We start from the raw sequence: 15,342 nt of genomic DNA, 5'->3' as shown, positions 1-15,342 counted from the left end.
TTGAAGCGCTTTTCGCGTTTACCCTACTGGTCCGCCTGGCCGTCCTTGCGCGATGCAAAAGAGGTCAGCGCCGAGAGGAAATCGCCGAGGCCCGGGCGCTTCACTGCGATGAACGGCAAGGGGCGGGCTGTTTCCATCGCCGCGATGCCGATGCGCGCGGTCATCATGCCATTGACCACGCCTTCGCCGAGCTTTGCCGAGAGTTTCGCGGCAAGCCCATGGCCGACGATCTGCTGGACGAAACTGTCGCCCACCGCGATCGAACCGGTCACCGCCAGATGCGCGAGCACGCCGCGCGCCAGCCGGAAGAAGCCGAGCGTGCCGGGCCGGCCGCCGTAGAGCTCGGAGAGCCGCCGGATCAGGCGCCCGGCCTCGAACACGACATAGGCGATGTCGACCAGCGCGCGGGGGCTGACCGCCGTTATCAGGGAAACGCGCTTCGCCGCTTCCAGGATCATGACCTTGGCGCGGGCGTCGAGCGGCGACAGGATCTCGGTCTCGGCCAGCCTGACCAGATTGGCGCCGTCGATGATCTCGCCGCGCAATTCGGCGAGCGAGCGCCGGCCGGCCGCGGTTTCTGGCTTAGCGGCGACGAAAGCTGAGAGCTCATCGACCAGAGCGCGCGCAGCCTTCGGGTCGTCGCGGGCTACCGCATCCAAAGCCCGCTTCTGCATCTTTTCGACTTCGGCGAGGCGGGCGATGGCGAGAAATTCGCGGATGAGGATGACGAACAGCGACAAAAGCGCGATTGCCGCCATGCCGACCGCCAGCCAGCCCAACCAGTCGGCGCGGGCGAACAGGTCCCGGATGAGCTGGTCCGTCCACAGGCCGATGGCCAGCGAGACCAGCGCGCCGACGGCGCCGAAGAACAATCGGGCAAGCAGCGAGCGCTTTCGCGGCGCCGTCGCCGACGGCGGGGGAGCGGCCTCGATATCCGACTCGTCGAAGACGTCGATTTCCGAGGGGATGACCACCGGCATATCCGTCCCGACGGCGCGGGCCTTTCGTGCCGGCTGTTCGCCGGCGCTGCGGCGTTGCGGAGCTTGCGGCCGCAATTCCATCTCGGGCTCGATGCGGAAGGCCGCCGGTTTGCGGGGCGCGGTCATGCCAGATGGTCTCCGATCAGGAACTGCAGCGCGCGGTCGAGCCGGATATGCGGCAAGGACAGCGTGACGCCCTCGGCGGTGCGTTCGAGCTTGGGCGGTCGGAAACGCACGAAGCGGATCGCCGGTTCGGCATTGTCCTGAGGCGATCCGGAGGCGTCGAACACGGCATCCACCTTTTCCGGCAAATCGCCCGGGAATATGGCGGTTTCTGTGTTTTCGTCGAATGTCTCGCCGTTGATCTTCTCGCCCTTCAGCGGGATGCCGATGATCACCGGCAGCGTCTCGCGGCCTTGCTTCACCGTGCCCTCGCGCGTCGAGCGCACCGCGGCCATTGCGACGACATCGACGGCGGCGCCGCTGAAATTCGCGCGTGCGACCGCACGGTCGGTCAGCCGGCGCACGATCGCCTGCAGCCGGTCATGGCTTTCGTGGTGCAGATGGTCCGCCTTGGTCGCGGCAACCAGGATGCGGTCGATGCGGCGCGCGAAGAAGTCGGTCAGGAAATTGCCGCGTCCGGGCCTGAAGCAGGACAGGATTTCGGTCACGGCGCGCTCGAGGTCGGCCATGGCGGCAGGGCCGGCATTGAGCGCCTGCATGGCGTCAATAAGCACGATCTGGCGGTCGAGGCGGGTGATGTGCTCGCGAAAAAACGGTTTGACGACATGCGTCCTGTAGGCCTCGTAGCGGCGCTCCATCATCGCCTGCAGCGATCCGGATCGCGGCCGCCCCTGCGAGAGCGTCATCAGAGGCGCGAAGGTGAGCGCCGGCGAACCTTCGAGGTCGCCCGGCATCAGGAAACGGCCGGGCGGCAGGGTCGATAGCGCCCGATCGTCGAGCTTGCATGCCTTGAGATAGGCGGCGAAGCTTTCGGCCAGCCGCCGCGCCGTCATCTCGTCGGCGTCGGCATCGGGATCGACGGCGGAGGCCAACTCGCGCCAGGCCTGCGACAGGTCGAAACGGACGGGCAGGGCTGCCAGTTCGACCGCCTCGCGCGAAAAATCGAAGTAGGATTTGCCGAGCAACGGCAGGTCGAGCAGCCATTCGCCGGGATAATCGACGATGTCGACGGATAGTCTTCCGGCCGAAAACAACCGGTTCCAGCCGGACGCCGACTCGTATTCGATGGTGAGCCTGAGTTCGGAGATGGCGCGCGTGGAATCCGGCCATACGCGGTCGTTGACCAACGCTGCGACGTGGTCTTCATACTGGAAGCGCGGAACGGCGTCGTCCGGTTGTTGCTCAAGAAAGGCCCTGGCGATGCGGCCGGATTTCTGCGCCTCGAACAGCGGCAGGCGTCCGCCGTGGATGAGGTTGTGGACGAGGGCGGAGATGAAAACTGTCTTGCCGGCGCGGGAAAGGCCGGTAACGCCTAGACGCAACGACGGGGAGAAGAGCCCGGCGGCTCGGCCCGACAGCGTGTCGAGCGCAATCCTCGCCTCGTCGGTGAAGGTGGTCAGCGATGATGCCAAATCTGCCTCTGGTTGCGCGTCAGAGCCCGATATAGGCGTTGGGCCGCGGGTTTGAAATGGCCTCAGAGGTCGGCAGGCGTGAGAAAGGCTTCGAGATAGCCCTTGCCTTGCGCCGCCTCGGCGAGATTGCCGGGAAAGCGCACAACGGCGAGTCCGGAGGTTGGAAAACCGTGGTTCAGCATCCCGCGCGCCGTCTCATCCCCGTCGCCCGATACCGCCATGGCCAGATCCTCGGTCATGGGATTGTGGCCGATCACCAGGAGCCGGTCGGCGTCGCCATTCCTGCGGATGATGTCGAGATAGCCGGCCGCGTCCTCGCTATAGAGCGTGTCGAAGAACAGGACCCGGCCCGTGTCGGTGCGCCCAGCCAGGCCTTCCAGCGTCTGGCGGGCTCGCTTGGCGTTGGAGCAGAGGGTGACGTCCGGCACATAGTTGCGGGACCGCATGGCCTCTCCGATCGCTTCGGCATCGGCCATGCCCGATTCATCGAGCGGGCGGTCGAAGTCACGCATGCCGGGAAGCGCCCAGCCGGCTTTGGCATGCCGCAATATATAAAGTCTGCTCAACCGGACCCCCGTAGTGCTGCCTCGCGACAGAGTGCGATTAGTCACCAGAACGATATCCTGCACAATGGCCGGCGCCAGCAACCCTGGCGAATCATGTGCGAATTCGCCTTCCACCGTTGCAGCAACGTCGCCCGGCGCAGGGACGAAGCGAGACTAACAATTGCGTGAAACTGTCGCCGATAGCGCTTGTGCAGGCTCTTGTCCCCGAATATATAGGCGCCAAATTTGGGGTTGTTGGGTGAGTCGAATGAACGATATCGTTACCGCCGATTACGTACCCTCCGAAGACGAGCCGTTCATGAATGAACGGCAGAAATCGTACTTCCGCCAGAAACTTATAACTTGGAAGAACGACATTCTGCGCGAAGCGCGCGAAACCCTTGAAATCCTCCAGCAGGAAAACGCCAATCATCCCGACCTCGCCGATCGCGCCTCCTCCGAAACAGACCGCGCCATCGAATTGCGCGCCCGCGATCGCCAGCGCAAGCTTATTTCCAAAATCGACTCCGCGCTCCAGCGCATAGACGAAGGCACCTACGGCTATTGCGAGGAGACCGGGGAACCGATCGCGCTGAAGCGGCTCGACGCGCGTCCGATCGCGACGCTGTCGATCGAGGCACAGGAGCGTCACGAGCGCCGCGAGAAGGTTTATCGCGACGACTGACGCGAGAACCGGAAGGGCAGCGAATTTCGAAAGTGGCCGGGTTTCCGGCCATTTCGTTTTTTGTAACCATTCTTCGATGTCAGGGTGCCGAACAGACACGTTCGCGCGGGAAGGCCATGCGCTCGGTCAGCGCTTGTGGCTGCCCAGTTCGCCAAGAAGCTTGGTCATCTCGTCGTCGAGCGAAGGCTTGGCCGCCGGTTTACTGATCGGCGGCTGGGCATGCTGGTCGTCGAGAGAGGTCTCGAGTTCGTGCATCAGCGTGTCGTCGATGGAGTCGTTTGAGGACGGCTGGGCGTGCCTGGCGCTGCCGTTCGCCGCCCCGTAGGCCGGCAGCGGCATCACCTTCGCTGCCGACGGGCTCGGCGCCATCGGCTTGGGCACGGGCGCCGGCGCGTGTGGCCGCGCCGTGGCCGCGGGCTGGGTGGCAGGCGGGGGCGCCTGCCTCGCCGTCGCGGGCACAGGCGCCGGTTGCGGCGCGCGTGGGCGCGGTGCGGCACCTGCCTGTTGCTGGCCGCTGTCGCCCGTCAGCGCCGGTCGGCGAGGCGCCGCCAGCCGGATGTCGCGCTCGACCACGACATCGGTCGGTCCGCCGATCAGGATCAGGTGCTCGATATCGTCGCGTCGCACCAGCACCAGCCTTCGATGGCTGTCGACGGCGGTGGCGTCCATGACCGCGAGGCGCGTCTTGCGGTTCCTCCCGCCGGCCACGAAGGTGCCGAAGGTCAGGTTGCGCACAACCTTGATCACAAGCAGGACGACGACAAGCAAAATAAGCGCCGCGAACGTCCACAGGATTGCAGCGACATAACCCGGACCCGCCACGCTATCCAGCCACTGCAGCATCGGTGCACCCAATCGCCTTTTCGAGGTGAGGCGACACTAGACCGCGGCGACGGCCCGCCGCAAGTTCACTTCACGCCCCGTGAACAGTTTGAAAACATGAATCGCTGATTTTATCGGACATTTGCCGCCGGGGCCTTTTCCGTTACAGGAGAATGTGATTCAACCGGCCGTCCGCGCCTGTCGGACACCGGAATCACAAGCAGGGGGAACATGGCCAAGGAAGCGCGCGGCGATTTCTATCCGGTACCGATCGTCGACCAGAACACGCGTCCGGGCGCCGTCACCAGGCTTGTTGTCTTCATCGTCGTGCTGACCGGCGCCGCGATCGTCTTCGGACTGTTCCGCGAGCGCCTGGGCGATCCTTTCCTGCTCGGCATGCTCGGCGTGCTGGCCATGATCGGCGTCGGCTTCCTGTTCGCGACCGCGATCGGCTTCGTGCAGATCGCGCCGCGTTCCACGAGCGACGAACTGTCAAAAGCCTTCGTGGATTCGATGTCGCAAGGTCTTCTGGTCACCGACACCAAGGGTCGCATCGTTTACGCCAACCGCGCCTATGCCGACATGACGGGGGCTGCCTCGGCCGCCGATCTCAAGACGGTCGAGGGACTGCTGTCGGATGTTCCCGAAGCCTCGATGACGATCTACCGGCTGGCGTCGGGCCTCCGCGACGGCCAGCCTGGCGACGGCGAGTTCCGGCTGGCCCAATCGATCAAGCCTGGCGCCGAACCCGGCGCGCGCTGGTACCGCGCCCGAGCCCGCGCTTTCAGCATGCCCGGGCAAAGGCTGCCGATGCTGGCCTGGCAGGTCGCCGACATTTCCCAGGAGAGGGCGGAGCAGGAGCGCTTCTTCCTCGACCTGCAGAAAGCCATCGACCATCTCGACCACGCGCCGGCGGGCTTCTTCTCGGCTGACCAGGAGGGGCGCGTCACCTATATCAACGCCACGCTCGCCGAATGGCTGGGCATCGACCTCGCCTCCTTCACGCCGGGCGCAATCACGCTGCCGGAAATCATCGCCGGCGACGGCATGGCGCTGGTCCGCTCGGTCAAGGCGGATCCAGGCACCACCCGTAACGCCGTCATCGACCTCGACCTGACCACCATGAGCGGCCAGGCGCTGCCGGTGCGCTTCATGCACCGGGTATCGGCAAGCCGCGAAGGCGTGAACGGGCCGACGCGCACGATCGTGCTCAATCGCACCCAAGGCGAGGACGCTTCGGCGGAGCTCAGGGCCTCCGAGGTGCGCTTCACCCGCTTCTTCAATTCGACGCCGATGGCCATTGCCGGAGTCGACGCGAACGGTCGCATCCTGCGCACCAACGCGCCGTTCCTGCAGCTCTTTTCGTCGGTGGTCGACCGCGATGCTGTCGACCGGCGGGTGCGGTTCGAGACCGTCGTCCACGAACGGGACCGGCCAGCCTTCGCGGCGGCCTTCGAGAAAGCCCGGCAGCGGCAGGCCAATATCGAGCCGATCGACTCCCTGCTGCCGGGTAATGAGGAGCGCCACATCCGCTTCTACGTCAACGCCGTCGCCGACAGCGCGGGCGGCGAGGGCGCCGAGGAATCGGCGATCGTCTACGCGGTCGAGACCACCGAGCAAAAGGCGCTCGAGGGGCAGATGGCGCAGAGCCAGAAGATGCAGGCGGTCGGCCAGCTCGCCGGCGGTATCGCACATGACTTCAACAATGTGCTCACCGCCATCATCATGGCGTCCGACCTTCTGTTGACCAACCACCGACCGTCGGACCCGTCCTTCCCCGACATCATGAACATCAAGCAGAACGCCAACCGGGCAGCTTCACTCGTGCGGCAGTTGCTGGCGTTCTCGCGCAAGCAGACGCTGAGGCCGGAGGTGCTCAACCTGACCGACGTTCTGGCCGATCTCAGGATGCTGCTCGCCCGCCTTGTGGGCAACGACATCAAGCTGAAGATCGACCACGGCCGTGACCTGTGGCCGGTCAAGGTCGATATCGGCCAGTTCGAGCAGGTGGTGGTCAATCTTGCCGTCAATGCGCGCGACGCCATGCCGGGCGGCGGCGATCTCACCGTGCGCACCCGCAACGTCACGGCAGACGAATGCAAATCCTTCGCCTATCGCGAACTGACGCCGGCCGACTATGTGCTTGTCGACGTCGAGGACACCGGCAGCGGCATCGCGCCCGACGTGCTGAAGAAGATCTTCGAGCCGTTCTTCACGACCAAGGAAGTCGGCAAGGGCACCGGCCTCGGCCTGTCGATGGTGTACGGCATCATCAAGCAGACCGGCGGCTTCATCTTCTGCGATTCCGAAGTCGGGAAGGGGACGGTGTTCCGTATCTTCCTGCCGCGCCACATCGCCGAGGTGAAGAAGCAGGCCGAGCCTGGCGAAGCGCCGGCTACGGCGGGGGCGGCCCCGGTCAAGCCGGTCGACACCGCGAAGGATCTTTCCGGCTCGGCCACCGTGCTTCTGGTCGAGGACGAAGACGCGGTGCGCATGGGTGGCATCAGGGCGCTGACCTCGCGCGGTTATACCGTTCACGAGGCGTCATCGGGCGTAGAGGCGCTGGAAGTGTTCGAGGCGCTCGGTGGCAAGGTCGATATCGTCGTGTCGGACGTGGTCATGCCGGAGATGGATGGGCCGACTTTGCTTGGCGAATTGCGCAAACGCCAACCGGACATCAAGTTCGTGTTCGTTTCGGGCTATGCCGAGGACGCTTTCGCAAAGAACCTGCCAGCGGACGCGCATTTCGGCTTCCTGCCGAAACCGTTCTCGCTCAAGCAACTGGCGACGATCGTCAAGGACGTGCTGGAGTCCTAGACCACCTGGCTCTTTGGATAAGCATGATCCTACCCGAAAGCCGGTTCCCACTTTGCGGGATCATGCTCGGGTATGCCAGCGCTTGCGCATTGCGGCCACGCTGTCATGATGGCGACCGGATGGGTCTATCATGGGGGTGGTAGGGCGTGACGCCGCATATCGAGGCGGAGAGGGGGAATTACGCCGAAACGGTGTTGTTGCCGGGCGACCCCGAGCGCGCGCAGTGGATGGCGGAAAGTTTTCTCGAGACGCCGCGCTGCGTCAACCGCCGAAGGGGCGCGCTGGGCTTCACGGGCTTCTTCAGGGGCAAGCCGGTCAGCATCCAGGCAACCGGCATCGGCGTCTCATCGTTTCTGATCTACGCACACGAGCTGCTCGACTGTCACGGCGTGAAGACGCTGGTGCGAACCGGCACGTGCGGCGCACTGTCAAAAGACGTTCCGCTGCGGAGCGTCGTGATTTCGAGCGCCGTACGTGCCGAGGGAGCGATCAGCGGGGAGGTGTTCGGGCTTTACCGGCCGGCGGGACCGGATCAGGCGCTCCAGGCGCTGGCGCTGCAACGCGCTGCGGATCTAGGCATTGCATGCAGCGCGGGTCCGACGGTCTGCAGCGACGTGTTCCACCACCCGGACGGCCGCGCGCGGTTCGACGAGGCAATGGCACTCGGCGCTCTGGCGGTCGATATGGAGACCAGCGCGCTCTATCGCATTTCGGCGCATTTCGGCGCGCGGGCCTTGTCGCTGCTCACCGTGGTCGATCATGTCGTCACCGGGGAGCAGACCGCCTATTCGGAGCGCCAGGCGCTTTTCATCGACATGACGCGGCTGGCACTGGAGGTTGCCACGGCACGCTGACGCTAATGCGTCAAATGCTTGCGCATGGCGGCGACGTCATCGGCCGAAACCGCCGGAGCGGCGTTGCTCCAACTGTTGCGCACATAGGTCGGGACGTCCGCGATCTCCTGGTCGTTATGCGGGACTATTTTCTGGTGCAGGTCGAGGCCGTGAAGGCGCCGTCCTGCTGCTTCATGATGATGTCGAAGGATGGACCGCTGGGGTCGTCCAAAGTCGCCTGGGTCATCGAGATCGAATTGCCGCCGCTGCTGTAGCCGCCGAGCGGGCCAAGCCAGCTGATCTCGCCATTGGCGTTCATCTGGTAGTTGTAGGCTCCTGATGTGCCGAAGGTCACCGGACCGCTATAGACGTTGCCCTTGATGGTGATGTCGCCGAGGTTGATGAACTGGCCCAGCAGGTAGACCTCACAGCGATAGACGCCGTCAGGGAGCCTGCCGTCGGAGAAATCGGCTCGCGCTCCGCCGACGGCGGACAGGAGGAGCAGGAAAATCAGGATCGTCCGCAGGGCCATGGCATCGCTCGTTTTGCACCGACCTTGCCTCATTTTGCCTTTGCCCTGCAACAGCGCCGATCAGGCAGCCATGACCTTATGATGAAATTTAGTGCATTTTTTCAGTTTGTGCAAAATCTAGGCAGCTTTGCGTAAAGTTTTCTCAGTTCGATCGCACTGGAGCAGATCGAACAATGTTCGGGCTAGGGGATAACCGGCTGTAATCCCAGCATTATCTTGAAAATCCGTCGCGAGCATTCCTGTCTGGCACGTCGTTTGCACAGCTTATATCGCGGTGCAAAACAACCAGCTTGGGAGTGTGTATATGAGGGGAAATTTCGCGAGAATAACAAAAATCCTGTCCGCCGGCGTCGTCGCAGCCGGCTTGCTGGCGTCGGCTTCCGCCAAGGCGGCCGAAGACACGATCAAGGTCGGCATTCTCCATTCGCTGTCGGGGACCATGGCGATTTCGGAGACGACGCTGAAGGACGTCATGCTGATGCTGATCGACGAGCAGAACGCCAAGGGCGGGCTGCTCGGCAAGAAACTGGAAGCCGTGGTCGTCGACCCGGCGTCCAACTGGCCGCTCTTCGCGGAGAAGGCGCGCGAGCTGATCTCAAAGGACAAGGTTGCGGCCGTGTTCGGCTGCTGGACTTCGGTGTCCCGCAAATCGGTGCTGCCGGTGTTCTCGGAACTCGACAACATCCTGTTCTACCCGGTCCAGTACGAGGGCGAGGAGAGCGAGCGCAACGTCTTCTATACGGGCGCGGCTCCGAACCAGCAGGCAATTCCGGCCGTCGACTATCTGATGAGCGCCGATGGCGGCTCGGTGAAGCGCTGGGTGCTCGAAGGCACCGACTACGTCTATCCGCGCACCACGAACAAGATCCTTGAGGCGTATCTGAAGGCAAAGGGCGTGCCGGCCGAGGACATCATGGTCAACTACACGCCGTTCGGCTTCTCCGACTGGCAGACCGAGGTCTCGGCGATCAAGAAATTCGGTTCGGCCGGCAAGAAGACGGCGGTGGTCTCCACCGTCAACGGCGATGCCAACGTGCCCTTCTACAAGGAACTCGGCAACCAGGGCATCAAGGCCGAGGATATCCCGGTCATGGCCTTCTCGGTCGGCGAGGAAGAACTGGCCGGCCTCGACACCAAGCCGCTGGTCGGCCATCTCGCCGCGTGGAACTATTTCGAGAGCGTCAGCACGCCTGAGAACAAGAAGTTCATCGCCGACTGGCACAAGTTCATCAAGAACAACAAGCGCACCACCAACGACCCCATGGAAGCCCACTATATCGGCTTCAACATGTGGGTGAAGGCGGTTGAAAAGGCCGGCACCACCGATCCGGACAAGGTCATCGACGCCATGGTCGGCGTTTCGGTGCCGAACCTGACCGGCGGCTATTCGACGATGATGCCCAACCACCACATCACCAAGCCGGTGCTGATCGGTGAAATCCAGGCCAATGGCCAGTTCCAAACGGTTTCGAAGACGCCGGGCCTGGTGATGGGCGACGAATGGTCCGACTACCTGCCCGACTCCAAGGACCTGATTTCCGATTGGCGCGCGCCGCTCAGCTGCGGCAACTTCAACGTCAAAACCGGCAAGTGCGGCGGCAAGGGCACGAACTGATCCTCCCCGGGCTGGACGTTCAGGTCCATGCCCAAGACCGCGCGCGTCCGGACGGTTTCCTCCACCGTCCGGACGCCCATTAAACCCTCAAGGGTCGCCAAATACACCGATGAAGATCTTCCGTGCGATCGGACTCACGCTTTTGTTCCTGCTGACGACGCTGTCGTCCTCGGGCGCTGGGGAAGCCGACCTGCGTGCCATCATCGCTAAATTCGCGACAGTAACGGACTTTTCCGAGACGGGAACAGTCGTTCGCGAGTTGACGGCCACAGGCGATCCGGCTGTCGAACGGCCGCTTGCTGCATTGGCGGAAGGCAATCTTTACGTTCGCGCCGCCGACTCGATGGTGTTTGTCGGCAAGGAAGGGAGCGACAGCATCCAGCTTTTCGACCCGCTGAGCGGCGAGGCAGCGGGCGAGGCTTCCGCAGATGACTTAACCCAGATTGGCGCCAACAACACCTTGCGCCGCACCATCCGCGATGCATTGGGTACGTTGACGCTTGGTTCCAAGGATCCGACTGTCCGCATCGCCGCCGCCGACACTATGTTCAAGACACCTGATGCGGCCAACATCGAGCCACTCGACGCAGCGATCGCCAGTGAAACCGTCGCGAGCGTCAAGGCTTTGCTGGAGCAGGCGCGTGGCGCTTCCATACTGGTTTCCGACAAGCCGGAGGCCGACAAGCTCGCTGCTATCGGCGTGATCGGCGCGCGGGGCGACCGCGACGCGCTTTCGCTGCTCACCTCCGTCGAGGCCAACGCGCAGGGCGCGGTCAAGGACGCGGCGTCGGCCTCTATCGGCCGCATCAACTCGACGCTGGCGCTGTGGGACGCCGGGCAGAACATCTGGTACGGCATCTCGCTCGGATCGGTGCTTCTGCTGGCCGCGATCGGGCTGGCCATCACCTTCGGCGTCATGGGCGTCATCAACATGGCGCATGGCGAGATGGTGATGCTCGGCGCCTACACCACCTTCGTCGTCCAGCAGGTGATCCGCACATCGTTCCCGGGCCTGTTCGACTGGTCGCTGGTGATCGCGCTGCCGCTTGCCTTCCTCGTCTCAGCGCTTGTCGGGCTGGCGATTGAACGCGGCATCATTCGTTTCCTTTATGGCCGGCCGCTGGAAACGCTTCTGGCCACCTGGGGCGTTTCACTGATCCTGCAGCAGGCAGTGCGGACCATCTTCGGGCCGACCAACAAGGAGGTGGGCAACCCGTCCTGGATGTCCGGCTCGTTCGATATCGGCCAGCTCGCGATCACCTGGAACCGGCTGTGGATCCTGGTCTTCGCGCTCGCCGTTTTCGCGGTGCTGTTATACGTCATGAAGCGCACGCCCTGGGGGCTGCAGATGCGCGCCGTGACCGCCAACCGCCGCATGGCCGCCTCGATGGGGATCAGGACGCCCTGGGTCGACGCCATGACCTTTGCTTTGGGCTCCGGCATTGCGGGCATCGCCGGGGTGGCGCTGAGCCAGATCGACAATGTGTCGCCCAATCTCGGCCGCGGCTACATCATCGACAGCTTCATGGTCGTGGTCTTCGGCGGAGTCGGCAATCTTTGGGGCACGCTGGTCGGCGCATTCTCGCTCGGCATCGTCAATAAGTTCCTCGAGCCCTATGCCGGCGCCGTGCTCGGCAAGATCGTCGTGCTGTTATTGATCATCCTGTTCATCCAGAAGCGCCCGCGCGGCCTGTTCGCGCTGAAGGGCAGGGCGGTGGAGGCATGATCACGCAACGCTTCTTCGGTGCCGACCGCCGCATCGCCCTTACGATCCTCGCCCTGCTCGCGGCCGCCGTCATCGTGCCGCTGCTCAACCTCGCGGTGCCGCCGCAAAGCACATTCTATATCCCGCCCTATATCGTGGCGCTGGTCGGCAAGTATCTCTGCTACGCGCTGTTGGCGCTCGCGCTCGACCTTGTCTGGGGCTATTGCGGCATCCTTTCGCTCGGCCACGGCGCCTTCTTCGCGCTAGGCGGTTATGCAATGGGCATGTATTTGATGCGCCAGATCGGCTCGCGCGGCGTCTACGGCAATCCGATCCTGCCGGACTTCATGGTGTTCCTGAACTATAAGGAATTGCCTTGGTTCTGGCACGGCTTCGACCATTTCTGGTTCGCGGCGCTGATGGTGCTCGCCGTGCCCGGGCTGCTTGCTTTCATCTTCGGCTGGTTCGCCTTCCGCAGCCGGGTCACGGGCGTCTATCTGTCGATCATCACCCAGGCGATGACTTATGCGCTGCTGCTCGCCTTCTTCCGAAACGACATGGGTTTTGGCGGCAACAACGGCCTGACCGATTTCAAGGACATTCTCGGCTTCGGCGTGCAGGCGGACGCAACGCGCTCGGCGCTGTTCGCGGCGAGCGCCATCACGCTCGCGCTAGCCGTCTCCGTCACAGCGGCGATCGTGCGATCCAAATACGGCAAGCTGCTGATGGCGGTGCGTGACGCGGAGAGCCGCACGCGCTTCCTCGGCTGGCGGGCCGAGAACGTCAAGCTCTTCGCCTTCACGGTCTCGGCAATCATGGCCGGCATCGCCGGGGCGCTCTATGTGCCGCAGGTCGGCATCATCAATCCCGGCGAATTCGATCCGGCAAATTCGATCGAGGTGGTGATCTGGACCGCGGTAGGCGGGCGCGGCACCATTGTCGGCCCGATCATCGGCGCGCTGCTGGTCAATGCCGGCAAATCCTGGTTCACCGGCGTGTTGCCGGAATTCTGGCTGTTCGCGCTTGGCGGGCTGTTCGTCGCCGTCACGCTTTTGCTGCCCAAGGGGATCGTCGGCATGTGGGATGGCTGGCGCGGCAAGGCCAAGTCGCTGCGCGCGGCCTCGCTCGCCGCGGAAGCCGGTGCCGATCCCCAGGCGCCGGAGCCGAAGATCGTGCGCTCGGCGGCGAGGACGCCGGGCGCCTGGTCGGCTTCCGGGCCCGAGCCGCAGCCGGCGGAGTGAGCGGATCATGAGCAAGTCGAACACCATCCTCTATCTCGACGGCGTCTCTGTTTCCTTCGACGGTTTCCGCGCCATCAACAACCTGTCGCTGGTGCTCGACAAGGGCGAGATGCGCGCGATCATCGGCCCCAACGGCGCCGGCAAGACGACGATGATGGACATCGTCACCGGCAAGACACGGCCCGACGAGGGCGAGGTGTTCTTCGACGGCCAGGTCGACCTGACACGGCATGACGAGGCCGAGATCGCCATGATGGGCATCGGCCGCAAATTCCAGAAGCCGACCGTCTTCGAGAGCCACAGCGTCGAGGACAATATCATGCTGGCGCTGAAGGGGCCGCGCTCGATCTTCCCGGCGCTGTTCCATCGCCGCTCCGCGGCCGAGGCGCGGCGTATCGACGATATACTCGGCATCATCCGCCTGGGCGACAAGCGCGGCGAGCTTGCCGCCAATCTCAGCCATGGCCAGAAGCAATGGCTGGAGATCGGCATGTTGCTCGCGCAGGATCCAAAGCTGCTTCTGGTCGACGAGCCTGTCGCCGGGATGACCGACGCCGAAACAGAGGAGACCGCGCGCCTGCTCAAGGACATCGCCCGCGACCATTCGGTGGTGGTCGTCGAGCACGATATGCATTTCGTGCGCGAGCTCGATGTCAAGGTCACCTGCCTGCATGAGGGCTCGGTGCTGTCGGAAGGCACGCTCGATTTCGTCTCTTCCGACCAGCGCGTCGTCGAAGTCTATCTGGGGCGCTGAGCATGGTCTGGCGGGTTCCTTTCCACCGTTTCGATTTCGCCTTCCTGAAGCGCTGGAGAAGGGGCTGACCATGCTTGAGGTCCGCGATGCCACGCTTCACTACGGCGCCGCCCAGGCATTGCGCGGCGTTTCGCTGAAGGCAGATGCCGGCAAGATCACCTGCGTCCTCGGCCGCAACGGCGTCGGCAAGACCAGTTTGATGAGATCCATCGTCGGCCACCACCGGCTGACGAGCGGAAGCGTTGCCTTCGAGGGGAAGGCGCTCGACCGGAGCGCGGCGTATGACCGCGCCCGGTCGGGCATCGCATTCGTGCCGCAGGGCAGGGAGGTCTTCCCGCTGCTGTCGGTGCGCGAGAACCTGGAATCCGGTTTCGCGCCGCTGAGGCGCGCCGACCGCAACATTCCAGCCCATGTCTTCGAACTGTTTCCGGTGCTGAAACAGATGCTGTCGCGCCGCGGCGGCGACCTTTCCGGCGGCCAGCAGCAGCAACTCGCGATCGGCCGCGCACTGGTGATGCGGCCGAAGCTCCTGGTGCTCGACGAACCGACCGAAGGGATACAGCCTTCGATCATCAAGGATATCGGCCGCGCAATCCGCTATCTGCGCGACCAGGCGGGGATCGCAGTGCTTCTTGTCGAGCAGTATCTCGATTTCTGCCGGGAGCTTGCCGACGAGGTCAACATCATGGATCGCGGCCAGATCGTGCACACTGGCCCCGCCGAGGACCTCGACCGGGCGGATGTGCGGAAGTTCCTGACAGTGTAGAATCATTGCCTTACTTCGCTGACATCGCGAAGCGACAGCAAGCCCGATATTTCTCTCTGCCGGCTTCGCCCGACTGTGGTGCGCCGAATACTGCATGCTAGTCTTTTCTTGGCCTTGGTGAGTCGGCCGCTTTCCGTATCAGTCGCGAATGAGGGGGAAGGCGCGGACACCGCCCGCAAGTTCCACGCAAGCAAGCCCGCCTAGCCTTCCCCGCAGTGATTGTCGGTCAATGCGTCCAAGAAGATTCTTGCCAGGGGACGGCGATGGAACGTTTTGTCGAGGACTATCAGAAGCGGCGCCTCACGGAGCGCGTCGATATCATGACGGCGATCAACATCCTGATGTCGCAAGGCTATGACGAGGATGATCTGATCGGCGAAATGACCAAGGTCTTCTATGTCGATCTCGACGCCTTCAACGAGGTGATCGCTCGCCACTGAGAGGGAGTAGCC

The 15,342-nt window shown here is 63.7% G+C and carries 14 protein-coding genes; 9 read left to right on the top strand and 5 right to left on the bottom strand.

The annotated features are described in order from the left end of the window. Positions 1-23: 23 nt before the first annotated feature. The 3 genes from ACR64R_RS09600 to ACR64R_RS09590 all read right to left on the bottom strand — a co-directional run bounded on the left by ACR64R_RS09600 (position 24) and on the right by ACR64R_RS09590 (position 3,141). Positions 24-1,106: a YcjF family protein gene (locus ACR64R_RS09600; protein WP_487361406.1), complete on the bottom strand. Its 1,083-nt coding sequence runs from the start codon at positions 1,104-1,106 to the stop codon at positions 24-26. Then, a complete protein-coding gene (locus tag ACR64R_RS09595) occupies positions 1,103-2,575 on the bottom strand; it encodes a YcjX family GTP-binding protein (RefSeq protein WP_487361405.1) in 1,473 nt (490 codons plus the stop codon). The genes ACR64R_RS09600 and ACR64R_RS09595 overlap by 4 nt, the downstream gene beginning before the upstream one ends. A 62-nt stretch (positions 2,576-2,637) precedes the next feature. Beyond that, entirely contained in the window at positions 2,638-3,141 is a 504-nt protein-coding gene (locus ACR64R_RS09590) for a SixA phosphatase family protein (RefSeq protein WP_487361404.1), read from the bottom strand. Positions 3,142-3,388: 247 nt separating this feature from the next. Here ACR64R_RS09590 and dksA point away from each other — a divergent pair, with 247 nt between their 5' ends. Beyond that, positions 3,389-3,805, top strand: coding sequence for an RNA polymerase-binding protein DksA (gene dksA, locus ACR64R_RS09585; RefSeq protein ID WP_040972254.1), 417 nt, complete (start codon positions 3,389-3,391; stop codon positions 3,803-3,805). A gap of 126 nt (positions 3,806-3,931) precedes the next feature. Here the strand turns inward: dksA and ACR64R_RS09580 are convergent, their stop codons facing one another. Then, positions 3,932-4,648 (bottom strand): hypothetical protein, encoded by a 717-nt coding sequence (locus ACR64R_RS09580; protein WP_487361403.1) that lies wholly within the window; start codon positions 4,646-4,648, stop codon positions 3,932-3,934. Positions 4,649-4,858: 210 nt separating this feature from the next. Here ACR64R_RS09580 and cckA point away from each other — a divergent pair, with 210 nt between their 5' ends. Further along, positions 4,859-7,444 (top strand): cell cycle histidine kinase CckA, encoded by a 2,586-nt coding sequence (gene cckA / locus ACR64R_RS09575; RefSeq protein ID WP_487361402.1) that lies wholly within the window; start codon positions 4,859-4,861, stop codon positions 7,442-7,444. Positions 7,445-7,590: 146 nt separating this feature from the next. Further along, on the top strand, positions 7,591-8,298 hold the full coding sequence (locus tag ACR64R_RS09570; RefSeq protein WP_487361401.1) for a purine-nucleoside phosphorylase: 708 nt from the start codon (positions 7,591-7,593) through the stop codon (positions 8,296-8,298). 124 nt (positions 8,299-8,422) lie between these two features. Here ACR64R_RS09570 and ACR64R_RS09565 read toward each other — a convergent pair whose 3' ends face one another. Then, the gene (locus tag ACR64R_RS09565; protein WP_487361400.1) at positions 8,423-8,809 is read right to left on the bottom strand and encodes a hypothetical protein; all 387 of its coding nucleotides are present in this window, start codon (positions 8,807-8,809) and stop codon (positions 8,423-8,425) included. A 304-nt stretch (positions 8,810-9,113) separates the two neighbouring features. On the opposite strand from ACR64R_RS09565, the gene urtA reads away from it, so the two are divergent. From urtA to ACR64R_RS09535, 6 genes are all read left to right on the top strand, one after another. After that, entirely contained in the window at positions 9,114-10,424 is a 1,311-nt protein-coding gene (gene urtA, locus ACR64R_RS09560) for an urea ABC transporter substrate-binding protein (RefSeq protein WP_487361399.1), read from the top strand. A gap of 109 nt (positions 10,425-10,533) precedes the next feature. After that, complete coding sequence (gene urtB / locus ACR64R_RS09555) at positions 10,534-12,150, top strand: urea ABC transporter permease subunit UrtB (protein WP_487361398.1); 1,617 nt, start codon at positions 10,534-10,536, stop codon at positions 12,148-12,150. Then, positions 12,147-13,370 (top strand): urea ABC transporter permease subunit UrtC, encoded by a 1,224-nt coding sequence (urtC, locus tag ACR64R_RS09550; protein ID WP_487361397.1) that lies wholly within the window; start codon positions 12,147-12,149, stop codon positions 13,368-13,370. Before urtB ends, urtC begins: the two co-directional genes overlap by 4 nt. 7 nt (positions 13,371-13,377) lie before the next feature. After that, positions 13,378-14,124: an urea ABC transporter ATP-binding protein UrtD gene (urtD, locus tag ACR64R_RS09545; protein WP_487361396.1), complete on the top strand. Its 747-nt coding sequence runs from the start codon at positions 13,378-13,380 to the stop codon at positions 14,122-14,124. 70 nt (positions 14,125-14,194) lie between these two features. Further along, on the top strand, positions 14,195-14,890 hold the full coding sequence (gene urtE, locus ACR64R_RS09540) for an urea ABC transporter ATP-binding subunit UrtE (protein ID WP_487361395.1): 696 nt from the start codon (positions 14,195-14,197) through the stop codon (positions 14,888-14,890). Between the two features lie 263 nt (positions 14,891-15,153). Continuing rightward, entirely contained in the window at positions 15,154-15,330 is a 177-nt protein-coding gene (locus ACR64R_RS09535; RefSeq protein ID WP_487361394.1) for a hypothetical protein, read from the top strand. Positions 15,331-15,342 lie beyond the last annotated feature (12 nt).

The organism is Mesorhizobium sp. MC2-1-1 (assembly GCF_057597255.1).
Note: the sequence above shows the minus strand (reverse complement) of the source record. Positions and strands in the feature narration are given on the sequence as shown.